Below are 22,203 nucleotides of genomic sequence, written 5' to 3' on the forward strand. Positions count from 1 at the left end.
AAAATGAAAGACGGGAGAGAGCGAGAAAGCAAGAAAAGGAAGGGTGAGGATTCACCGCGACACTGCAACCGGAACCACTTCGGCTGCAGCAAATGAAGGGCGCTGCTAAGGGAAGCGTGTCCGGGCTATCGGCCCGTCTGCGTTAAATGACAAGAGCTACTGTCCACTTCGTGTCGACACCAAAAAATTGAGATGGGCGCAATATAAAGGAAGAGAAATATTGCGTCAAGCGCTTTGCCGTGCGTCCTCCTATTTGCGTGCGCACTTCGGCGCAGTTTCGCGTTTCACAATAAAATCGCACAGGTACAGGTTATTCCTTCCTCCGTCCACTCAATCCGACAATGAAACCTCAACTCCTGGTCCTTATCCATCTTTCGGAAGAAAGCAAAGCAACCATTCGTAGCGCCTTCGACATCATTTACGCCCCTACCCGGGAAATGCGCGCGGCTGCGATCGCCGGCGAGGCCAGGGACGTCCGGGTGGTGCTGACCAACGGTTCGACCGGCCTGACGGCGGCGGAGATGGATACGCTGGGCAAGCTCGAACTTGCCTGCGCGCTGGGAGCGGGTTTCGAGAATATCGACAGCGCGCATGCTGCAATGCGGGGCATCAAGATCGCCACCGGAGCAGGCACCAATGACGACTGCGTGGCCGACCATGCGATGGGGCTGGTGCTGGCGGTGGTGCGCAATATCCCGCAACTCGACATCGCCTGCCGCGGCGGTATCTGGCGCGAAGCCCTGGCGTTGCCGCCGCAATTGGCCGGCAAGCGCCTGGGCGTGGCGGGCCTGGGCATCATCGGCAAGAAAATCGCACGGCGCGCGGCGGCGTTCGACATGGAGATCGGCTACTTCAACCGTTCGCGCCGCGACGATGTCGACTACGCGTATTTTGGCGGCGTACAGCAACTGGCCGAATGGTGCGACGTGCTGGTAATGGCGACGCCCGGCGGCCCGGCCACGCGCCATCTGGTCGGTGCACGCGAGTTGCAGGCGCTGGGGCCGAAAGGGTTCCTGGTCAATATCTCGCGCGGCAGCGTGGTCGATACAGCGGCGCTGGCGGCGGCGCTCAGCAAGGGCGAGATCGGCGGCGCCGGGCTGGATGTTTACGAAAGCGAGCCGAAACCGCCGCTCGAGCTGCTGGAATTCAAGAACGTCGTGCTTACGCCGCATATGGCGGGCTGGTCGCCGGAAGCCATCACCGCCTCGGTGGCCAAGTTCCTGCGCAATGCCGCGGATCATTTCGCCGCGGCCGGCTGACGGTTTGCTGAAAGGCGAGGGCAAGAAACTTGCTTGGCAGGGTTATTCCAGATAGTCTTGCCGCGTTGTTGCGTCTGCGCATCGTTTTTCGCCACTCGCAGATCAATTACTCCTAGCATAGAACCTGAATTTACCAATAAAGAGAAAGCCGCTCACCATGGACATGCCATCTCACCAACTCACCATGACCGTCCTGATGACGCCCGACATGGCCAATTTCGCCGGCAACGTGCATGGCGGCACCATTCTCAAATTCCTCGACCAGGTCGCTTATGCCTGCGCCAGCCGCTATGCCGGCCAGTACGTGGTGACGTTGAGCGTGGATCAGGTGATGTTCCGGCAACCGATCCATGTCGGCGAACTGGTGAGTTTCCTGGCCAGCGTCAACCACACCGGCACCTCGTCGATGGAAGTCGGCATCAAGGTGGTCGCCGAGAACATTCGCACCCAGGAAGTGCGCCACGTCAATAGCTGTTTCTTCACCATGGTGGCGGTCGACGGTGAGCGCAAGCCGGTTGCGGTGCCGTCGCTGCGTCCGTTCACGGCGGAAGAAAAGCGCCGTTTCGAAGCCGCCAAATTGCGCAAGAAGCTGCGTGCCGAGCTGTCGCAGCGTTTTGAAGAAGCCAAATTGTCTTGATTGAATCCACTACCCGAGGGGAGTGAAATGCTGGCCAGTTTCGCGACCCTGCTGATGTTCCAATGCCTGGGCGAGGGCATCACCTTCGCCTTGAGACTGCCGATTCCCGGCCCCGTCGTCGGCATGTTGCTGCTGTTTTTCAGCCTGGTTGCCTATCCCCCTTTGCTGGACAACATCGAGGCCGCCGCCAATGAACTGCTGCGCCATCTGTCGCTGCTGTTCGTGCCGGCGGGCGTGGGCATCGTCGCCGCTGCAGGACAGGTGCGCGGCCACTGGCTGACCGTCATCCTTGCGGTGGCCGTCAGCACCTTGTTGACGCTGGCGGTGACGGCTGCCGTGACGCACGCCGTCATGCAGTGGCAAAGCCGCCGGAGTGCCGGCAAGGACGTGCAAGATGGCGGAGGCGACCATGCGTGAGCTGCCGCAATTCGGCCTGATCTGGGTCTACCTGTCGGCCTCGCCGTTGCTGGGATTGACGCTGACCTTGTGCGCGTATGTCGCAGCGTACTGGATCTACGGGCGCTGCAAATTTTCACCGCTGGCCAATCCGGTAGCGATCGCGATTGCGCTGGTCAGCGCCGTGCTGTTGCTGAGCGGCATGCCCTACAGCGAATATTTTTCCGGCGCGCAGTTCGTCCATTTCCTGCTCGGACCAGCGACGGTGGCGCTGGCCATCCCGCTGGCGCGCCAGTTGCCGCGTTTGCGGAAATCCTTTTTGCCTTTGGCGTGCGGTTTGCTGGCCGGTTCGGCCACCGCGATCGTATCCGCCGTCGCGTTGACGGTGTTGCTCGGCGGATCGCCGCAACTGGCGATCTCGATCGGCCCCAAATCGGCCACCACGCCGATCGCCATGGGCGTGGCCGAAAAGCTGGGCGGCTTGCCGGCGCTGACTGCGGTGCTGGTGATCGGCACCGGCATCTTCGGTGCGGTGGCGGCGCGCTTCCTGTTCAATCGCATGCGCATCGATTCGCATGAGGTGCGCGGTTTCGCGCTCGGCGTGACCTCGCACGGCATCGGCACCGCGCGGGCCTTCCAGGTCAGCCAGGAAATGGGTGCGTTCGCGGGGCTCGGGATGGGCCTGAACGGCGTGCTGACGGCCTTTCTTGCGCCGTGGCTGATACCTGTTTTCGTCGGTTTGCTGGCGCGCTAGACCAACAGCGTTCGCGCATCGGCAACATCTGGCGGGTAGCGATGCCGCTGCAAAGATCCGCTATCTCATTCCTGTCTTATTCCCTTGTCCGGCCGGAGCAATCAACGCCAGACCTTGGCCAGCGTTTTGACCGCGGCGGCGATCTCCGCTTCATTCGTCCCGCCGAAACCCATCACCAATCCGGCGGCGTCGCGGCCTGCCGTGCCCGGCAACCAGAAGCGCGTCAGGCCGTCGATCTCGATGCCGGCCTCGGCGGCGCGCGCGATCATGTCGTTTTGCCGTTTCTCGGAGGGCAGCCGCACTGTGCAATGCAGCCCGGCATGCATGTCCGGCAAGTCGATGCCGCCGGGCCGCAAGCGTTGCCAGCTCTCGACCATGGCATCGCGGCGCGCGCGGCTGGCGCGTCGCATGCGCCGTACGTGGCGCTGGAAGTGGCCTTGCGCAATGAATTCCGCCATCACGGCCTGGTCCGGCACCGACGAATGCCGGTCGTATTGCATGCGCAGGTTGACCAGCGCTGTTGCCAGCGCCGGCGGCGCGACGAGATAGCCGAGGCGCAGGCCGGGGAAGGCGATCTTGGAAAATGTGCCCATGTAGAGTACGCGGCCGCTGCGGTCCAGCGACGCCAGCAATGCCAGTGGCGTGCCGCTGTAGCGGTATTCGCCGTCGTAGTCGTCCTCCAGGATGTAGCCCTGGTTGGTCTCGGCCCAGGCCAGCAATTCCAGCCGGCGCGCCAGCGACAGGGTGACGCCGCTGGGATATTGATGCGACGGCGTGACGTAGGCCAGGCGGACCTCGCGGTGGGCGCGCAGCTCTTGCGTGACGATGCCCTCGGCATCGACGCCGACGCCGACCACCTTGCCGCCGCCGAGCATCAGCGCCGATGCCGCGCGCGGGTAACCGGGATTTTCCATGGCCGCCGTGTCGCCCGGATTGAGCAGCAACTGGGCGCACATGAACAGCGCCTGCTGGGTACCAGCGGTGATGATGATCTGGTCCGGATCGCAGACCAGGCCGCGCGCGTTGCGCAGGTAGCCGGCCAGCATGGCGCGCAGTTGCGGATCGCCGGCGGGGTCGCTGTAGCTGATGCGGCTTTCCGTGCCGCGCCGCCAGAAATCGGCTTGCAGGCGCGCCCAGACGTCACCGGGGAACAAGTCCAGCGCCGGCACGCCGAGCCGGAACGTGCGCGGCTTGCCGGCCTGCGGCATGACCTTGGAGGACCTCGCCATGTGCTGTCCGAGCTCGGACAGGCGCGACGCGATGTCGACCTTGCCCGGCACAGGCGTCCTGGCGATATCGGTGGCGGGCGCCGATACGTAGGTGCCGTCGCCGACGCGCGCGCTGATGTAACCCTCGGCATACAACTGGTCGTAGGCGCGGACCACGGTGGTGCGCGAAATGTTGAGCGCCTGCGCCAGTTCGCGCGTGGTCGGCAGCTTGACCTGGCGGTCGATATGACCCTTGAGGATGCGATCGCGCAGGCTCTGGTACAACTGCACGGCGAGGCCTTTTCCCGGCGCCAGATGCAATCCGGTCAGGTCGAAGGGAAACGGAGACGTATTCATGTTGACTGAATTGGTTTGCTTAAAATAGTGATTATTGGCTCTTTTTAAGGACCAAATTTATCATTAATCTGTGCCGTATGCTCAACAATTCTTCAACAAAGTTTCGGACCGATCTACCATGACGACTTCCACAATGTGTTTTACGGAGAATCAATTCGGACAGCCGGTCGGCGTTCCCTTGCCTGACTGGACGCCGCGCCGCTTGCCGCCGCCGACCGCCATGTACGGCCGCTATTGCGGCGTCGAACCGATCACGCCGGCGCATGCGGATCAACTGTTCGACGCCAACAACGACGACGTCGAAGGCCGTAACTTCACCTATCTGTTCGTCGACAAGCCGGCCAGCCTGGAGGAGTACCGCGAATGGGTGACGAAGATGAGCGTCAGCAAGGATCCGATGATGCACGCCATCGTCAACCTCGACACCGGCGCGGCCGTCGGCGTGGCGTCGTTCATGCGCATCGATCCCAACTTCGGCGTGATCGAGGTCGGCAACATTAATTTCTCGCCGCGCCTGCAGCGCACGCGGGCCGCGACCGAAGCGATGTTCCTGATGATGCGCCGCGCCTTCGACGAACTCGGCTACCGCCGCTACGAGTGGAAATGCGACAGCCTCAACGCACCGTCACGCGCGGCGGCGCAACGCTACGGTTTCACGTTCGAAGGCATCTTCCGCAAGGCCGTGGTGTACAAGAACCGCAGCCGCGACACGGCCTGGTTTTCGATCGTCGACAGCGAGTGGCCGCAGGTCAAGAGTGCATTCGAGCATTGGCTCGATCCCGAAAACTTCGATGCGCAAGGCCGCCAGCGCGAGAGTCTCGCTACCTTGATGGCGCGTCATCGCACGGCTGGAAAAACTGCCGGATAATGACGCTCCCGATTTATCCATAACAAGCGAAAACATGCGCGAATCCAGTTTGTCGTCCCGCCAGGCTGTTGTTCTGCTTGGCATCGTCGTCCTGATATGGGGCACGACCTGGCCGGTCAACAAAGCCATCCTGCAGTACATGACGCCGATCTGGTCGACGGCGATACGCTCGTGCATCGGAACGCTGGTGCTACTGGTCTTGTGCCTGGCGCGCGGTCGCCTGATATTGCCGCAGCGCGGCGATCTGCCCGTGGTGTTCAGCGTCGGTCTGCTGCACATGACGGCATATTCCATACTCGGCAATGTCGGCATGCAGCATGTCGCCGCCGGCCGTTCCGTCGTGCTGGCGTACACCACGCCGATGTGGGTGGCGCCGTGCGCTCGTCTGTTCCTCGGCGAGGCATTTACGCTGCGGCGCGCCATCGGCACCGTGTTCGGTTTGCTGGGATTGGTGCTGATCTTCAATCCTTTGGCGTTCGATTGGAGCAACCATGCTTCGGTCCTCGGCAACGGCCTGATCTTGTTGGGAGCGATGTTCTGGGCCGCGAGTATTTTGTATGTGCGCGGTCATCGCTGGATCGGTCAGCCCTTCGATCTGCTGGTGTGGCAGGCCTTGACGGCAAGTTGCGTGCTGGTGCCGTGCGCCTGGCTGTTCGAAGGTCCGCCGCATGTCGATCTGGGCCGCGAAGTGATTGTTTTGCAGTTGTACAGCGCCACGTTCGGCATCGCCATCGCTTATTGGGCCATCAACAAGGTCAACCACGCCTTGCCGGCGATGACCACTTCGCTCGGTTTGCTGGGCGTGCCGGTGTTCGGCATCGTGTGTTCATCGCTGGCCCTGGGTGAACCGCTGGAGTTCAGCCTGGTGGCTTCCATGGCGCTGATCATCATCGGCATCGCCATCGGCGCGCTGCCGGAGCGGCGTGCCGTACGGGCTTAGGCGGTATCGGCCGACGGTATATCGGCAGGCCAATGCCGCAGGACGCGGCGACGATTGACGCCGGCGCTCAGCCATTGCAGGGTTTCCGGCCATAGCGTCTGGCGGAAGCGGTCATGGAAGAAGGCGAAATGGCCGATTTCCTTGAGATGAAGATCGTCCGGCGCGAGACCGACCAGCGTGCGTTCGCTGCCGCTGTAGTAGCGCAGCAGGCGCGTGACCGCAGCCGGCGTGCCGAAAGGATCGTCGCTGATCGTATAGGCCAGCGTCGGGCAGCCGAGATGGCCGAAATACTGCACGCGAGCGGCGTCGGGATGTTCCAGTGCGGGGCGGCGAAATGCCCATTCGTGGGCGACGCCGGCCGGCAAATCTTCCAGCCAGCCCAGCCGGCGACCGGGAAAATAGCCGACGGCAGCGGTCAGCAGCGGCATCAGGACATGCCACTTCAGCAACATCCGGCTGCGCGAGGCGGGTGCGTAGTCGCGCCAATAGGCGTATTGCGCGCCCACAATCAGCAGCCGGTCGATGCGCCAGTTGGAGGCGCTGTAGCCGGGCATGACGCCGCCGATGCTGTGGCCGACGACGTGGATTTCGCTGTCGGGAAAGTTGACGGAGGCCCATTGCATGACCCCTTCGAAGTCCTTGCTGCCCCAGTCGAATTTGCCGGTGCGCAAGCGGCGCAGCGATGCCGGACGCGATGCGCCGATGCCGCGATAGTCCCAGGTGATGGCCAGATAGCCGTGCTCGGCCAGGTAGCGGGCGTAGCGCGCGTAGTACGCGGCCTTGACGCCGGTGGCGCAGTTGACGATGGCGAGCCGCTGCGGATGCGGCGAATCGTCCGTATAAAACAGGGTTGCGCCGAGCAGGTAGCCGTCGGTCGCTTCGATCTGGATAGGGGATTCGATGCGCATGGGAAATGGAATCGTAAAAATAAAACAGCGGAATTGGTGCTCTGTCTGCATTGTAGGGAGCGTTCCGTCCTTGCATAAGCTATGCTGTCTTCATCAATTTGTTGAACTGATCTCACCAATATGAACCTTGACGCCAATTCCCTGATCATCTTCTTCCACGTCGCCAAGGCCGGCAGCCTGAGCAAGGCCGCCAAGGCCTTGAGTTTGTCGCGCTCGGCGCTGAGCCACCGGATCAAGGCGATCGAAGGGCGGCTGGGTTGTCAGTTGCTGATGCGCACCACGCGCCGGGTCGGGTTGACCGAAGCCGGCTACCGGCTGGCCGAGCATGCCGACCGCATGGCCGACATCCTCAAGGACGCCAACATGCTGGCGCACGGACTCAACGAAGACGCTGCCGGCTTGGTACGCATTTCCGCGCCGCTGACGCTTGGCGCGGTGTGGCTCAAGCCGCTGCTGATGTCGTACATGCAGGCCAATCCGCGCGTGCAGGTGGATTTGCGGTTCAGCGAGCAAGCGGTGGACATTACCAGCGATCCGGTCGACCTCGCCATCCGCGTGGCATCGCGATTGCCGGACAACGTGGTGGCGAAAAAATTGTTCGGCATTTCCTGGCGACTGTGCGCCAGTCCTGACCTGGCCGGGCGCTATGCGGCCGAACTGGCCTCGGGCAATCTGGCGGCATTGCCGCTGGCCGGATTCTCGCGCAGCAGGCAGTTCGCATCGCCGCTGATATCGCGCGACGGTCAGCCTTTGCCGCTAGCCAGCGAGACGGTGCTGTTGTCGAACGATCTGGACGTGGTGCGCGAAGCGGTGCGGCGTTCGCTGTGCGTGGCCGTGATGCCCGATTACTTCATCAACGAAGACCTGGTGGCGGGGCGGTTGGTCCATCTGTATCCGGACGCGCGGGTCGACGTCGGCTACGGCGATCATGTTTATGCGCTGCATTTGCCGGGACGTCTGCTGCCGGCGCGGGTGCGCAGCCTGATCGCTTTCCTGGGGCAGGAGGGTGTGAAGCCATGAGAGTATCGGAGCGGGAATTGTTGAGATTTACTGGACACTGAAGAGCGCAGGATTTTTTTGCGGAAAGCCTCTTCCCAAGCACAAAACAATTGACGTAAAATCATCAGCGGACCTTTCTGGTCCAACGTCGCTCGGACGGTTCCGGGCGCTCACGTGAAAGTACAACATGACTCAATCCCGCAGTCCGCGCAGCTTTGCGCGCATCGATCGTCTTCCTCCCTACGTTTTCAACATCACCGCCGAACTGAAGATGGCTGCCCGCCGTCGCGGCGAGGACATCGTCGACATGTCGATGGGCAATCCCGACGGCCCGACGCCCAAGCATATCGTCGACAAGCTGGTCGAAGTGGCGCAGCGCCCCGACACGCACGGCTATTCGACCTCAAAAGGCATCCCGCGCCTGCGCCGTGCGATCGCGCACTGGTACAAGAGCCGCTACGACGTCGAGTTCGATCCCGACAGCGAAGCCATCGTCACCATCGGTTCCAAGGAAGGGCTGGCGCATCTGATGCTGGCGACGCTGGACAAGGGCGACACCGTGCTGGTGCCGAATCCGAGCTATCCGATCCACATCTATGGTGCGGTGATCGCCGGTGCCGATATCCGTTCGGTGCGCATGAGCCCGGACATCGACTTTTTCTCCGAGCTGGAACGCGCCATCCGCGAGAGCTATCCGAAGCCCAAGATGATGGTGCTCGGTTTCCCGTCGAACCCTACGGCGCAATGCGTGGAACTCGAATTTTTCGAGCGCGTGGTCAAGCTGGCGCGCGAACACAACATCCTGGTGGTGCACGATCTGGCCTATGCCGACATCACCTTCGACGGCTGGAAAGCGCCGTCCATCATGCAGGTCGAAGGCGCGCGCGAGGTCGCCGTCGAATTCTTCACGCTGTCCAAGAGCTACAACATGGCCGGCTGGCGCATCGGTTTCATGGTCGGCAACAAGGAACTGGTGGCGGCGCTGGCGCGCATCAAGAGCTACCACGATTACGGCAGTTTCACGCCGGTGCAGGTGGCTGCGATCGCTGCGCTGGAAGGCGACCAGTCGTGCGTGGAAGAGATCCGCGCCACTTACGAAAGCCGCCGCAACGTGCTGGTCAAGGGCTTGCACGAAGCGGGATGGATGGTCGATGTGCCGAAGGCGTCGATGTACATCTGGGCGCGCATTCCCGAGGCGTACCGCCATCTCGGCTCGCTGGAATTTGCACGCCAGTTGCTGGAGAAGGCCAAGGTCTGCGTTTCGCCCGGCATCGGTTTCGGCGAATACGGCGATGATTACGTGCGCTTCGCGCTGATCGAAAACGAATCGCGCATCCGTCAGGCCGTTCGCGGCATCAAGACCATGCTGCGCGGCGAGAAGGAAGCCGCGCCCAAGGCCAAGGCAGCGCGTCCTTAGCCGATCAAGGGACCGAGCGCGCCGATGGTGACGACGATCAGGCCGAGGATCAGGTTGATGCCGACCAGGCGTCGGATCTGGCCGAGCGCCGCACCGCCGGCGCTCCAGTCTTCCGCGGCGACAGCGCGTTGGAGGCGTCGGTAGGGCGCGAAAAAGACGTGGGCGAAAATCAGCATCATCAGGATGCCGAGGCCGGCCATGCCGGACACATATCCGGGCGGCTTGCCGATCTGCGCCATCATGAGCAGGCCGCTGGCCAGGATCAGCGCAATCGCCAGCCACACCCAGGGGAAGAATTTGCCAAACACGCCGGCCCACAAGGCCAGCCGTGCCGGCGGCTGCAAGGCGGTGGCCGCCACCGGGCGCAGACAGAGATAGGCGAAAAACATGCCGCCGACCCAGACAGTGAAACCGAGGATATGCAAGTACTTGGCGAAGAGGATCATGGCGATAGACTTGTAAGAAGAGGGCGAAACCGGATTGTCGCACGGCCGGGCGTCGGCCGATGCGCTAACATTTGCGCTGCCCCGTTTGCGGCACATCAGAACAAACAAAAAATGAAAGACCGTATCCGATGATTACTCTAAGCGCCTTGCATAGTTATCCCATCAAATCCTGTGGCGGCATCAGCTTGCGCGAGGCCGACATAAGCGAGTCGGGCCTGTCGCTGGACCGTAGTTGGATGCTGGTGGATCGCGACGGACGTTTCCTGTCGCAACGCGAGCATCCGCTGATGGCGACGATTGCGACATCCATCGGACAGGATGCCCTGATCGTGCGTGCGCCCGACATGCAGGCGCTGAGCGTGCCCTTGCAATACGATGCTTGCGTCGGCAAGGTGCCGGTCGCCATCTGGAAAGACAATGTGGAAGCACTGGATTGCGGCGCCGAAATGCATGAATGGTTTTCTTCCTGTCTCGGTACGGACGCGCGGTTGGTGCGTTTCGATCCTGCCGTGCGGCGCATCTGCAGTCGGCGCTGGACCGGCGAGGCCACGGCGACGACGCAGTTTTCCGATGGTTTCCCGATCCTGGTGGTCGGCGAGGCGTCGTTGCAGGATCTGAACCAGCGGCTGCAAAAGAAAGGCGCGCCGACGCTACCGATGGACCGTTTCCGTCCCAACGTCGTGCTGGCCGGGCTGGAGGCCTATGAAGAGGATTACCTCGATACGCTGACCATCGGCGAGCCGGGCACGGAGGTGATCATCAAACTGGTCAAGCCGTGCGCGCGTTGCCCGATTCCCGGCATCGACCAGCAGACCGGGTTGCGCGACCCGCGCTGGCCCAATGAACCGCTCGACACCATGGCGACTTATCGCGCCAATGACCGGGTCGACGGCGGCCTGACTTTCGGCCAGAACGCGATTGTCGTGCAAGGTGCGGGACGCCGCTTGCGGTTGGGGCAGGAAGTGCAATGCGAGCTGGCTTTCTGACGGATTTCGGAATCGAGTCGCAAGCTGATGTTCCCGGACCGGCACAGAATTGCTGCAGCCACGCGTCAGGTGAGGCACAATGGCGTCACGGGACGGAGATCATTCGACGAGGAGGTCAAACCGACCCATTCGATCTCCACCATTTACCATGCCAAGAACCAGAAGCGGACGCCGCTGAAAACCATCGGCGACAAAAAATAAATCCAAGACAAGACCATGCCGATCATCCGTGTCATCACCGCCGTCAGTTATAACAAGCAAGGCCATGTGCAATACGTGCGATGGGGACTGGCCGACACCGACAGCAATCGCTGGAAGGTGGCGCCCAGCGAGAGCCACATCATCCATGTGCTGGAAGCGCTCAGGTACGGCGAGGATGTCTGGACGGTATTTCCGGAAGGCGACCGGATCGTGCCGGGGCCGCGCGTGCACGCGGTGAAAGTCAGGCCGGGATTGAAAACCATCGCCATCGCGCATGAAGACGGCAGTGAAGAACCTGCTTATACGCTGGAAGGGCTACCGGTATTTTCGCGAGACGCCATATAAGCGGAGAGAACGGGCGGAGAGAGCGAATGGGGAAAATCGACTGACGGGATTGCAGCCTCATCCAGAGATGTCATCGACATTTTCGGATGAGGCATGCAAGGCGCTGCTTCATTACTTCATTACTTCTTCGGACGCCCCACCTTCAATGGCGTCAGGCCAGCCAGCAGCGTTTTGAGCTTGCCGGTTTCCAGATTCTTGATCAGCGACACGCCGATGCGCAGCAGGTCGCTTTTCTTGATTTCAAAACCGGCCTTGAGGCAAGCTTTCTTGACCTGGCTCAGCACTTCGTATTCGGTTTCCGGCATGGTGAAGCTGTCGCGGATCTGTTTGACTTTCTTGATCTTCAGTTCGGCTTTTTTCTCCGTCTTGGCGACAGCCTTGGCTGCCGGCTTGGTGATCGGCTTGACGGAGGCGGGCTTGACTACCGGACCCAGCGGTTTCTTCAGTGCGGGGGCAATCGTTTTGGCCGGGGCTTTCGCTGCCGGTTTTCTGACCGGCTTGGCCGGCGCTTTGGCCGCCGGTTTCTTGACGGCGGTTTTCACGACCGGCTTGACCGCTTTTGCGGCTGCAGCAGAGGTTGCGCGCACAGCCGTTTTTGCTTGAGATTTTTGTGTTGCCATGGTTGCTCCATAAAAAATAATATAAACAATATATATTTTTTTGCGATACAAGGCAATCGTAAAAAACGTTACCCGTATGATTTATAAGCTTTTTTTGTTTTTCCTTTCAAATGAAAGCAATGTAATCGTTATTATTACCATATGAAGGCGTTTGCGGGGTCGAATGCGCGTTCATTCCTCCAGCCAGTCGCGAACCTGCCGCGCCACCCATTCGGGTTCATCCAGCGTCAGGTCGTGTCCGGCGGTATCGTGCGAGCGCAGTGGCGCCTGCCATTGCCGCGCCAGCGTCGCGGAGCAGCGCGGGTTGACCAGGCGGTCGCCTTTGCCCGACAAGATCAGCAGGGATGCCGCAGGCGCCTTTTGCGGCGCTTCGTAGCGCATCGCCGCCAGGAGCTGGCGCAAGGCATTGGCGCGGGCGACAGGATATTCGCGCGCATAGCGCATCCATTCGCTGAGCAGCCGCGCCGGCGGATGGCGATTGCTGGTGAGCCTGAGTATTGCGCGCTCGCTCGCTGCTGCATCCGGATTGCCGAGCGCGAACCGCAGCAGCGTCGGGTAATTGCGCGGCCGCAGGCGTTGGTAAAAGGGATTGAACGGGCGCAGGCTGGTGTTGATCAATACCGCCTTTTCGATTTCCTGCGGATGGCGCGCGGCCCAGTCGCTGGCCGCCATGGCGCCGAGGGAAAGGGCCAGCAGATTGTAGGGCGGCGCGATGCCGCGTTGCTGCAACTGGCGGCGGCAGGCTTCGCTCATCTCCTGCATATGCGACGGGCTGCGCTGGAGATGCAGGCTGCCGTTGCCGGGCAGGTCAAGCATGACGATTTCGGCGGCGGGCAAATAGGCCGACAGCACTTGCGGAAATTCGCCCCAATGGCGCGTCTCGCGCATGAGGCCGCGCAGCAATATCCACGGCCTCATGCGTGCGCCATCCTTATCGGCGGGCTGCCGTCTTCGCCGGGCAGCCAGTGCTGGTGCGCGCATGCGGCGCGCGTGAGGAAATCGAACCAGACCAGATGGCTGCGCTGCACGCGTTGCAGGCGATGCGGCGCATTCGGGTTGAACATGCCGGCGCGTGAAAACAACTGACGGGGATTCTTCTTGACCCAGCGCCAGGATCCCATTTCCAGCGTCAGCGGCAGGAATACGTTGTCGGTCTCGGCCGCCGTTTGCAAATACAGGTAATCCCACAAGTCGCCATGCGTCAGGTACTGCATGCTTTGCGGTTCGAACAGATAGTTGTGGTCGGCATAAGTCTGGCTGAACAGATCCTGGAGCGCCTGGATCTGCGGCATGTGCCGGATCGGCTGCGAACTGTGCGCGAACGGGAACCAGATGCGGTCCTGCAGGCCGAAGCCGGAATGGCAATCCAGCGCCACGCTGAATGTGCGGCTGCTCAGCTCCTGCCGTACGACATCGCACAGCGCCTGTGCTTCCGGCTCCATGGCGGCGTCGGCAGGCCCGCGATACCAGGGCAGGCGATGGCTGAAACGCTGGCCGCCCAGCATGAAGGGGACTTTTTCAAGCGAGTCGACCGGCGCGTTGCGCATCAGGTCGACGCCGCTCGGATTGCAGCGGGTGTTGTTCCACATCCCGGCCGGATTCACCAGCGGCATGAAGATCAGCCGCACCGATTCCAACTGATGATGCAGCACTTTGTCCCACTTGAGGCGACCCAGCAGGCTGCGCAGGAAGGCCAGCAGGATACGGGTGCCGATGCGTTCGAGTCCATGCACGCCGCCGAAGAAACCGACCGCAGGCACCGCCGGATCGGCGCTGCCGATGCTCAATACATATACCGGGAAGTGATGGCCCTTGAATTCGACATTGCAGGCGGACCGCGCTTCAAGAAGAGGCGCGCCGGCCTGGATGATGCGTTCCAATTCAATCAGCTCGGGTAACTTCAGATCCATGCGGCGATCGGCTCCATAGGGCCTGTCATCAATTGGTTTTCGAGATGCGTTCCCGCCAGGGGACGGCAGGCCAGAGCTCGGTGGAATTCTCCGACCTATTCTTGCACATAATCGCTGCGGCAAAATGACAAGCGTGTTTCACGCAGTCACAAGCAGGCCGGCGCCGGCGGAAGGGGGAGTCGCGACGATAGACAAAAAGAGGCCTGTCGCCGCCATCATTGCAATGACGGGAGACAGGCCAAGAGGGGGAGGGGCAATGAAAAAACTGCTGTCACGGATTCCGAGGGAGCTGCAAGATCAGGACGTTCAGGCGATCTTCGCCAGCCGCACCGGCATTTGCACGGCGTCGTCTTCCTCTACTGCGTGGACTTCGCGCAGATAGGCGGCAAAGTCCTTGCCCACTTCGGCGTGCTTGACGCCCATGGCCATCGTGGCCTTGAGATAGCCCAGCTTGGAGCCGCAGTCGTAGCGCTGGCCGCGGTAACGGTAGGCCAGGACCTGTTCGCTTTTCATCAGTTCGGCAATGCCGTCGGTCAGTTGGATTTCGCCGCCTGCGCCTTGGCCGATGTTTTCGAAATGGTCTTCGATGGCGCGCTTGTTGCGGCCGGTGATGAAGATCATTTCGGTAATGCCTGCCTCGACAGCTTCTTCGACGGCGTACTGGATCGGCGGCTTGTCGACGATCGGAAGCATTTCCTTCGGCTGCGCTTTGGTGGCGGGCAAAAAGCGGCTGCCAAGTCCCGCGACAGGGAAGACGGCTTTCGTGATTTTTTTCATGTTGATCCTCGGTCGATGAAGACGCGACAGACAGGGCGCGAATGCGCTACTGTTGTCCGCGATCTGCATTCGTACTTTGTCCAGCCGATGCGTTGCATTCACGTTATTGAATTAATTTCAATTTCAGATTAAAAATCCATTCGGCGTTTGGCTATAGGAAACACTCCTTTTGACCTGTAGGAATTCGAGAGATGCGGCATAAACCGCAGCGGGCGGAACAACACTATTTTCCGCTTGTCCTACAAGGGAATTGGCCGCTGTCCGATATGGCGCCTGCGAGGCGCCAAATAAGATCCTTCTATCCTTGCATTCGGACGGCATTTGAAAAAAATAATCTTGAAAGGAACATCTCATGTCTCATGGAATCATTGCCTGGCTGGTGATCGGCGCTGTTGCAGGTTGGCTGGCCGGCGTGCTGGTCAAGGGCGGCGGCTTCGGGCTTCTGGTCGACATCCTGGTCGGTATTGTCGGCGCCTTCATCGGCGGCTGGCTGGCGGGCCTGCTCGGCATTGGCGTAGGCGGCGGGATTGCCGCTTCCATTGTGACGGCTACCATCGGCGCGGTAGTGCTGCTGTTGCTTCTGCGGCTCATCCGACGCGCATGACGATGCATTAATGATGCGGAAAGTTGATCCAGGGAAAAAGAAGTGCAGAGACTGCAAACGTTATGATCATACGTTGTCACTCATATATCGTGCGCAGTCGACATCTCGTGTAAATTGAATCTATGCAGAAGATTCCTTCATTGCGGGAGTGAAGATCATGCAGACCACCGAAAACAACGACAGGCTCAACTCCGTTCATGCTTCCAGCTTCCCGGTCAGGCAAGCGCACACGCCATCCAGCGTGTCGCATCCTTACCAGCCGGGGCAGCCGCAGGTATTGACGGACGATCTCAAGGCGCAACTGGCGGAAGCCAACCAGCGGCGCCGCGAGAATCTCTATCCTCGGCTGGCGCAGACGCTGGCCACCATGGAGCAGGGCAGCGTGACGCGCAGCTACTCGGAAGAGCGCGCCATGTCTTTGCAGCAACTGGCTGCGGCCAACAAGGCCAGACGCAGCCGACTACGCGAAGCCGGTTACGGTTCGCACATGCCTGGCCTGGCGTAGTTTACCGGCGTCCGCGCTACAATAGCGGGCTTGGTGGATACGCATTCAAGCGGCAGCGCCTATCGCGGCGCTGCCGGTTCATCATTTTCATCCAAAGAAACGACAAACCATACATGAGCAGCATCAGTCCTCTGGCGGGGCAACGCGCCGCTACTTCCTCCCTGGTCGATTTGCCGGTGCTGGTGACCAGTTACTACAGCCTGCGCCCGGATGCTGGCATGACGTCGCATCAGGTCGCCTTCGGCACATCCGGCCATCGCGGCAGTTCTCTTGTCTACAGCTTCAACGAATGGCATGTATTGGCGATCACCCAGGCGATCTGCGATTACCGCATGGAGAACGGCATCAGCGGTCCGCTGTTCCTCGGCATCGACACACATGCCTTGTCGGCGCCGGCCTTCGCCAGCGCGCTTGAGGTGCTGGCCGCCAACGGCGTGCAGACCATGATCTCGCGCGGCACGCCTTATACGCCCACGCCGGCGATATCGCACGCAATCCTGATGCACAACCGCAGGCATCCCTCCGCCCCGGCCGACGGCATCGTCATTACGCCATCGCATAATCCTCCCGACAACGGCGGATTCAAGTACAACACACCCAATGGCGGTCCCGCCGACACCAACGTCACCAACTGGATCGAAAAACGCGCCAACGCCTATCTCAAGGACGCCGTGCGCACGGTCAAGCGCATACCCTACGATCGCGCCATGCGCGCGCCGAGCACGCATCGGTACGATTATCTGGAAACCTATGTCGACGACCTGACCAACATCATCGATCTGGCGGCAATCCGCGATGCGGGCATCCACATCGGCGTCGATCCGCTGGGCGGCGCCGGCGTCCATTATTGGGGAATGATCGCCGATCGCTACAACCTCAAGCTGGAAGTGGTCAATCGCGAAGTCGACCCGACCTTCCGTTTCGTGCCGCTGGACTGGGACGCGCAGATTCGCATGGATCCTTCGTCGCCCTATGCGATGCGCGAACTGATTTCTCTGAAGGATAAATTCGACATCGCCTTTGCCTGCGACACCGACCATGACCGCCACGGCATCGTCACCAGGAGCGTCGGCCTGATGCCGTCCAATCATTATCTGTCGGCGGCCGTATCCTATCTGTTCCAGCATCGTCCCGAATGGCGCTCCGACACCGGCGTCGGCAAGACATTGGTCAGCAGCCAGATGATCGACCGCGTTGCGGCGCAATTGCAGCGTCCATTGCAGGAAATGCCGATCGGTTTCAAATGGTTCGTCGAGGGCCTGCAGGACGGCAGTCTCGGTTTCGGCTGCGAAGAGAGCGCCGGCGCGTCTTTCCTGCGCTTCGACGGCACGCCGTGGAGCACCGACAAGGACGGCATCACCGCAGCCTTGCTGGCGGCGGAAATGACCGCGCGCACCGGCCGCGATCCCGGTGAAATCTACCTGGAACTGACGCAGCAACTCGGCCTGCCGTGCAATGGTCGCATCGAAGCGGCCGCCACGCCGGAACAAAAGAAACTGCTGTCGCGCCTGTCTTCCGACAACGTTCATTCGACCGAGTTGGCCGGCGAAGAAATACGCCAGATCCTGACCACCGCGCCGGCGAACCACAAGGCCTTCGGCGGCGTCAAGATCATCAGCGACAATGGCTGGTTCGCCGCGCGCCCCTCCGGCACCGAAAACATCTACAAGATTTACGCCGAAAGTTTCCGCGACGAGACCCATCTCAACCACATCTTCGCCGAGGCGCAGGAGATCGTTACCGAGGCGCTCACGGCCGGCGCCGCCTGACTTTCAAGCTTCGCTCCGGCATGAGGCTGTCCGGCTTCATGCCGTTCTTCCTACAGGGGAATAGGTGCCTGTCCTGTTGGCAGGCCGTCCCGTCTTGCCTACGATGACCTTGCCTCTTATTTTTTCAGACAGGAGTCCATCATGCCCAGGGGCGACAAATCTTCTTACACCGGCAAGCAAAAACGTCAGGCCGCGCATATCGAAGAAAGCTATGAAAAGCACGGCGTCAATCACAAGGAAGCCGAGCGGCGCACTTGGGCGACGGAAAACAAGATTTCCGGCGGCGTCCGCAAGAGCGGCTCCGGACGCAAACATTAGGGCACTCGTTTCGCCATGTTTGCCGACAGCATGATTTTGCACGCGACGGCTGAAGCGCAGAGCAGGCATCGTGTATCGGCCCCGTCAACCAGCGCAGGCAAGGAGAACAGCATGGCCACTGCAACAGACAAACAGCCGGTGAAATCCGAGGTCGCGCCGCAAAATCAAGAACAAGCTTCATCTTCCGGCCAGCGGCAGTCGCCACACCTCGATCCGCTGGGGCGACCGCTGCACCAGGGCAGTCCGCGCTTCACCGACCAGCAGGCCGGCGGCGACCTGACGGGCGACGAATCGGATGCGCGCGACGACAACTTTATTGAAGCCGGTTCTGGGCAGACGGCGCGCGACGTCACCGGGCATGCTGACGAATTGCCGGCGGCTTCGGCAGAGTTGCTGCGTTGTGTTGCCGTCGTCAAATCGGAAGTGCCCATGAAGGCGCCCGCTATCGGGCAACGCGAGGCAGAGCCGGAGCCCGACGGCACCGAAGATCCGGGTTCCAGCGCCGACGACGGATTGGCGCCGCGCAAGACAGACGGAAGCGCATCCGAACAGCACTGAGCCTTCGCATCATCCTCCCGGCAGTTGACATCGACGCATGTCAACTGCCGTTTTGCATTGCATCGCCGGAGAGCGCATATCGACATCCCCACCGTCTACTTTCTGGTCGCCGGCATCCTGCTGATGTTCATGGTGTTCCTCGAGTCCGTGCTGGAACGCCTGCCGTTCAACGCCGCCATGCTGTACCTGCCGATCGGCTGGCTGCTCGGGCCTTCCGGCAGCGGCCTGATCCGTATCGATCTGCAAGCCCATGCCGAGGTCCTGACGGTTGTCACGCGCGTGGCTTTGCTGTTGTCGTTGTTCACGGTCGGGCTCAAGCTGCGCGTGGCGTTTCGCGGCGAAGGCAGCAAGCTGTGGCGGTTGCCGCTGCGGTTGGGCGTGGTGTCCATGCTGATTACCGTGCCGCTGCTGGCGCTGTGCATCAGCGTCCTCTTTGGATTGCCGTTCGCCGTCGCCATGCTGCTCAGCGCCATTCTCGCACCGACCGATCCGGTGCTGGCCTCCGACGTGCAGATTCAGAATGTGGACGACCCCGACCAACTGCGTTTCAGCCTGAGCGGCGAGGGCGGGCTCAACGACGGCAGCGCCTATCCCTTCGTGATCCTGGCGCTGATCCTGCTCGGCGTGACCGATGAGATCGCCCAGGTGGATCATTTCGGCTTGTTTGTCGCTTGGGGTGTCGCCGCCGGCATCGGCTGCGGCGCGCTGTGCGGCTGGGCCATGTCGCGCACAGTGCTGTTCGCGCGCCAGCGCTTCGGCCTGGCGCTCGGCATGGAAGAGTTCATGGCGATCGGCATCATCATGCTGTCGTATGGCGTGGCGGAACTGGTGCATGGCATTGGCTTCCTGTCGGTATTCGCCGCCGGCCTGGCGATGCGCCAGGTGGAATCCGCCAACAGCGGCAACAAGCCCGCCGGCGAGCTGATCGCTGCCGCGCAAGGCAGCGGCAAGACCGCGGCGGCGGTACATCCCGAGCAGGCGCCGGCGTATCTGACCGAGACCGTGCTCGGCTTCAACCAGCAACTGGAACATTTCGCCGAGTTTTTCATGGTCTTGCTGATGGGGATTCTGCTGTCCGAATCAGGTTTGTCGGGCGAGGGTGTGCTGCTGGCCGGGTTGCTGTTCTTCGTGGTCCGGCCGATTGCCGTGGCGCTGGGGCTGGCCGGGTCAGGCATCGAAAGCTCGCACCGCTGGCTGATTGCCTGGTTCGGCATCCGCGGCGTCGGTTCGCTGTATTACCTTTGCTTCGCCTTGCAGTTCTGGCACAACAAACTCAATGCGCGCGTGGCGCGGGACGTATTGACCGTGCTGGCGCTGTCGATCGTCGCGCACGGCATTTCTTCGGCGCCGTTGATGCATATCTATTGGCGCAAACGCATGCAATCGGAGAGGCGTCTGCGCCAGGAAAAGTAATAAAACTACATTTACTACATCGACATTTTTTACTTTGTTGATGACTGCTTCGTCAATAAAAATAAAGAGTTATCCGTGAAATGGCTGGAAATATGGCCCGTGCTGTGCCAGAATAATCAAAAAATATAGTAAAACTACATAAAATAAAGCCTCAAAGATTGTGCTCGACTCAATCTTGGCCATGCACGGAACAGGAGACCGCATGAAATTTTCCAGTCTTAGGATCGGCCATCGCCTGTCGCTTTGCTTCGGCGTCATCCTGGTATTGATGGCGGCCGTCACGGCCTTGGCGGGCTTGTCCGCGCATCGCGCCCAGCAACGACTGGCGGCGGCCCTCAGTCATACCAACGGCAAATCCGAAATCGCAGCGCTGATGCGCCAGAGCCTGTTCCGCCAGGGGCAGGCCGCGCGCAACGTCGGCACGCTGACCGACCTCAACGCCATGCAAAAGGAAATGGCGCGCATCGGCAGCGAACGCAAGAACTACCGCGTCAATCAGGCGGCCTTGCTCAAGGCCGGCGTCAGCGTCGAAGAGCAGGCCATTGTCAATGAGATGGAAGGCTACGACCGTCGCAGCGAGCCGTTCATCAGGCAAGCCGAGGAGTTCGCCGCCGGCTTCAACGCCGGGCAGGCGACCAAGCTGCTCAACACCGAAGTCGCTCCCTTGCAGAGCCAGTGGCTCGAAGCCATCGACAAACTAGTCAAGCTGGAGCAAAGCCAGATCCAGAGCGACCTTGACGATTTCGCCGCGAGCAGCCGGCAGACCACGCTGGCGACGATCGCGATTTGCGCCGTCGCGATGCTGCTGGCGGCCCTGGTGGCATCGCGTCTCAATCGCAGCATCACACGGCCGCTCAATGAGGCCGTCAGCCTTGCCAGCCGCGTTGCCGCGGGCGACCTGACGGCGCATATCGCCGGCGGCGGCAAGGATGAAACGGGTCAGTTGCTGGCGGCGCTGGGCAGCATGAATCAAAGCCTGCTGCAAACCGTCAGCGAAGTGCGCAACGGCACCCAAAGCATCTTCCGCGTGTCGCAGCAGAATGCCGCCGGCAACACCGACCTCGCGGCGCGCACCGAAGCCCAGGCCGGTTCCTTGCAGCAGACCGCCGGCGCCATGGCGGAACTGACCGATATCGTCGGCCGCAATGCGCGGCAGATCGGCGAAGCCAACCGGCTGGCCCAGTCTGCCGCCGGCGTCGCCTCGCGCGGCGGCGAAATCGTGTCGTCGGTGGTTGGCACCATGAGTGCCATCAAGGACAGTTCGCGCAAGGTGGTCGACATCATCGCCGTGATCGACGGCATCGCCTTCCAGACCAATATCCTGGCGCTCAATGCCGCCGTGGAAGCGGCGCGGGCCGGCGAGTTGGGGCGCGGTTTTGCGGTAGTGGCGACCGAAGTGCGCCAGTTGGCCATGCGCAGCGCTGCCGCGGCCAAGGAAATCAAGGTCCTGATCGGCGACTCGGTCGAGCGCATCGATGCCGGCAGTCGCCAGGTGGACGACGCCGGGCAGACCATGCGCGAAATCGTCGGCTCGGTCGAACATGTGGTCGGCATCATGGATGAAATCGCCGCCGCCAGCGATGCGCAAAACCACGGCATCGCCGACCTCAATCAGTCGATTGCCGAAATCGATGCCGTCACGCGCACCAACGCCATGCTGGTGGCGCAAGCTGCTACGGCCACCGCCGACATGCAGGAACAGGCGCGCAAATTATGGAGCGCGGTCAGTGCGTTCCGCGTCGGCGAACAGCATGACGGGCTCGCGGACCTGCACGACATCCGGTCATTGCCGCCGACAGGGAAGGCGGGGCTGCCGCAGCGCGAAACGCCGATGATTTCCATCGTTCCGGCTTGATCCGATGCAACTCTTGCGCCGTGTCGGGACTCGTCGACGGCGGCGTCAGAGTCGCTGACGCCAGAAATAGTGTTTGTCCTATACGCAGCTCCGGCCTGAGAGAGTAGCCTGAGTAGTCGCCAGCCGGCGTCGTCGTTGCTGCGCCGTCGTCGG

At 61.4% G+C, this 22,203-nt stretch carries 24 protein-coding genes; 17 read left to right on the forward strand and 7 right to left on the reverse strand.

Annotated elements, in window-relative coordinates:
• Window positions 1–341 precede the first annotated feature (341 nt).
• From RV1423_RS07490 to RV1423_RS07505, 4 genes are all read left to right on the forward strand, one after another.
• On the forward strand, window positions 342–1,259 hold the full coding sequence (locus RV1423_RS07490; RefSeq protein WP_034294959.1) for a 2-hydroxyacid dehydrogenase: 918 nt from the start codon (window positions 342–344) through the stop codon (window positions 1,257–1,259).
• A 157-nt stretch (window positions 1,260–1,416) separates the two neighbouring features.
• A complete protein-coding gene (locus RV1423_RS07495) occupies window positions 1,417–1,896 on the forward strand; it encodes an acyl-CoA thioesterase (RefSeq protein ID WP_034294962.1) in 480 nt (159 codons plus the stop codon).
• Between the two features lie 27 nt (window positions 1,897–1,923).
• Entirely contained in the window at window positions 1,924–2,313 is a 390-nt protein-coding gene (locus RV1423_RS07500; protein WP_034294964.1) for a CidA/LrgA family protein, read from the forward strand.
• The gene (locus RV1423_RS07505; RefSeq protein WP_034295206.1) at window positions 2,306–3,046 is read left to right on the forward strand and encodes an LrgB family protein; all 741 of its coding nucleotides are present in this window, start codon (window positions 2,306–2,308) and stop codon (window positions 3,044–3,046) included. The genes RV1423_RS07500 and RV1423_RS07505 overlap by 8 nt, the downstream gene beginning before the upstream one ends.
• Before the next feature lie 101 nt (window positions 3,047–3,147).
• Here the strand turns inward: RV1423_RS07505 and RV1423_RS07510 are convergent, their stop codons facing one another.
• The gene (locus tag RV1423_RS07510; protein ID WP_034294967.1) at window positions 3,148–4,611 is read right to left on the reverse strand and encodes a PLP-dependent aminotransferase family protein; all 1,464 of its coding nucleotides are present in this window, start codon (window positions 4,609–4,611) and stop codon (window positions 3,148–3,150) included.
• A gap of 118 nt (window positions 4,612–4,729) precedes the next feature.
• Here RV1423_RS07510 and RV1423_RS07515 point away from each other — a divergent pair, with 118 nt between their 5' ends.
• The gene (locus RV1423_RS07515; protein WP_081768735.1) at window positions 4,730–5,479 is read left to right on the forward strand and encodes a GNAT family N-acetyltransferase; all 750 of its coding nucleotides are present in this window, start codon (window positions 4,730–4,732) and stop codon (window positions 5,477–5,479) included.
• A 34-nt stretch (window positions 5,480–5,513) separates the two neighbouring features.
• Window positions 5,514–6,419, forward strand: a complete 906-nt coding sequence (locus tag RV1423_RS07520) for a DMT family transporter (RefSeq protein ID WP_034294972.1) — start codon at window positions 5,514–5,516, stop codon at window positions 6,417–6,419.
• Here the strand turns inward: RV1423_RS07520 and RV1423_RS07525 are convergent.
• Window positions 6,416–7,327, reverse strand: coding sequence for an alpha/beta fold hydrolase (locus tag RV1423_RS07525; RefSeq protein WP_034294975.1), 912 nt, complete (start codon window positions 7,325–7,327; stop codon window positions 6,416–6,418). The genes RV1423_RS07520 and RV1423_RS07525 overlap by 4 nt on opposite strands.
• Before the next feature lie 120 nt (window positions 7,328–7,447).
• Between RV1423_RS07525 and RV1423_RS07530 the strand changes: the two genes are divergently transcribed.
• Window positions 7,448–8,347: a LysR family transcriptional regulator gene (locus tag RV1423_RS07530; RefSeq protein WP_034294977.1), complete on the forward strand. Its 900-nt coding sequence runs from the start codon at window positions 7,448–7,450 to the stop codon at window positions 8,345–8,347.
• Window positions 8,348–8,513: 166 nt separating this feature from the next.
• Window positions 8,514–9,743 (forward strand): alanine transaminase, encoded by a 1,230-nt coding sequence (gene alaC, locus RV1423_RS07535; RefSeq protein ID WP_034294979.1) that lies wholly within the window; start codon window positions 8,514–8,516, stop codon window positions 9,741–9,743.
• Here the strand turns inward: alaC and RV1423_RS07540 are convergent.
• Entirely contained in the window at window positions 9,740–10,189 is a 450-nt protein-coding gene (locus tag RV1423_RS07540; RefSeq protein ID WP_034294981.1) for a CopD family protein, read from the reverse strand. The genes alaC and RV1423_RS07540 overlap by 4 nt on opposite strands.
• A gap of 128 nt (window positions 10,190–10,317) precedes the next feature.
• Here RV1423_RS07540 and RV1423_RS07545 point away from each other — a divergent pair, with 128 nt between their 5' ends.
• Window positions 10,318–11,175: an MOSC domain-containing protein gene (locus RV1423_RS07545; protein ID WP_034294983.1), complete on the forward strand. Its 858-nt coding sequence runs from the start codon at window positions 10,318–10,320 to the stop codon at window positions 11,173–11,175.
• Between the two features lie 216 nt (window positions 11,176–11,391).
• Window positions 11,392–11,721 (forward strand): hypothetical protein, encoded by a 330-nt coding sequence (locus RV1423_RS07550; protein WP_034294985.1) that lies wholly within the window; start codon window positions 11,392–11,394, stop codon window positions 11,719–11,721.
• 119 nt (window positions 11,722–11,840) lie between these two features.
• On the opposite strand, the gene RV1423_RS07555 is transcribed toward RV1423_RS07550, so the two are convergent.
• The 4 genes from RV1423_RS07555 to RV1423_RS07570 all read right to left on the reverse strand — a co-directional run bounded on the left by RV1423_RS07555 (window position 11,841) and on the right by RV1423_RS07570 (window position 15,028).
• Window positions 11,841–12,341, reverse strand: a complete 501-nt coding sequence (locus tag RV1423_RS07555; RefSeq protein ID WP_034294987.1) for a hypothetical protein — start codon at window positions 12,339–12,341, stop codon at window positions 11,841–11,843.
• 171 nt (window positions 12,342–12,512) lie between these two features.
• On the reverse strand, window positions 12,513–13,259 hold the full coding sequence (locus tag RV1423_RS07560) for an alpha/beta fold hydrolase (protein WP_034294989.1): 747 nt from the start codon (window positions 13,257–13,259) through the stop codon (window positions 12,513–12,515).
• Entirely contained in the window at window positions 13,256–14,251 is a 996-nt protein-coding gene (locus RV1423_RS07565; RefSeq protein ID WP_034294991.1) for a M14 family zinc carboxypeptidase, read from the reverse strand. The genes RV1423_RS07560 and RV1423_RS07565 overlap by 4 nt, the downstream gene beginning before the upstream one ends.
• Before the next feature lie 306 nt (window positions 14,252–14,557).
• Window positions 14,558–15,028 carry a sugar phosphate nucleotidyltransferase gene (locus RV1423_RS07570; RefSeq protein WP_034295208.1) on the reverse strand — a complete coding sequence of 157 codons (471 nt, stop codon included), beginning with the start codon at window positions 15,026–15,028 and terminating at the stop codon, window positions 14,558–14,560.
• A 352-nt stretch (window positions 15,029–15,380) separates the two neighbouring features.
• Here RV1423_RS07570 and RV1423_RS07575 point away from each other — a divergent pair, with 352 nt between their 5' ends.
• From RV1423_RS07575 to RV1423_RS07605, 7 genes are all read left to right on the forward strand, one after another.
• Window positions 15,381–15,632 carry a GlsB/YeaQ/YmgE family stress response membrane protein gene (locus RV1423_RS07575; RefSeq protein WP_034294994.1) on the forward strand — a complete coding sequence of 84 codons (252 nt, stop codon included), beginning with the start codon at window positions 15,381–15,383 and terminating at the stop codon, window positions 15,630–15,632.
• 157 nt (window positions 15,633–15,789) lie between these two features.
• Window positions 15,790–16,137, forward strand: a complete 348-nt coding sequence (locus RV1423_RS07580; protein ID WP_034295210.1) for a hypothetical protein — start codon at window positions 15,790–15,792, stop codon at window positions 16,135–16,137.
• 113 nt (window positions 16,138–16,250) lie between these two features.
• Window positions 16,251–17,906 (forward strand): phosphoglucomutase (alpha-D-glucose-1,6-bisphosphate-dependent), encoded by a 1,656-nt coding sequence (pgm, locus tag RV1423_RS07585; RefSeq protein WP_034294997.1) that lies wholly within the window; start codon window positions 16,251–16,253, stop codon window positions 17,904–17,906.
• Between the two features lie 141 nt (window positions 17,907–18,047).
• On the forward strand, window positions 18,048–18,224 hold the full coding sequence (locus tag RV1423_RS30350) for a hypothetical protein (protein WP_034295000.1): 177 nt from the start codon (window positions 18,048–18,050) through the stop codon (window positions 18,222–18,224).
• Window positions 18,225–18,335: 111 nt separating this feature from the next.
• Window positions 18,336–18,782, forward strand: coding sequence for a hypothetical protein (locus RV1423_RS07595; RefSeq protein ID WP_231502084.1), 447 nt, complete (start codon window positions 18,336–18,338; stop codon window positions 18,780–18,782).
• Between the two features lie 57 nt (window positions 18,783–18,839).
• Window positions 18,840–20,195 (forward strand): sodium:proton antiporter, encoded by a 1,356-nt coding sequence (locus tag RV1423_RS07600; RefSeq protein ID WP_231502086.1) that lies wholly within the window; start codon window positions 18,840–18,842, stop codon window positions 20,193–20,195.
• Between the two features lie 202 nt (window positions 20,196–20,397).
• Window positions 20,398–22,050: a methyl-accepting chemotaxis protein gene (locus tag RV1423_RS07605; RefSeq protein ID WP_051516549.1), complete on the forward strand. Its 1,653-nt coding sequence runs from the start codon at window positions 20,398–20,400 to the stop codon at window positions 22,048–22,050.
• Window positions 22,051–22,203 lie beyond the last annotated feature (153 nt).

This window comes from Herbaspirillum sp. RV1423 (assembly GCF_000577615.1).
Classification (GTDB): domain Bacteria; phylum Pseudomonadota; class Gammaproteobacteria; order Burkholderiales; family Burkholderiaceae_D; genus Herbaspirillum.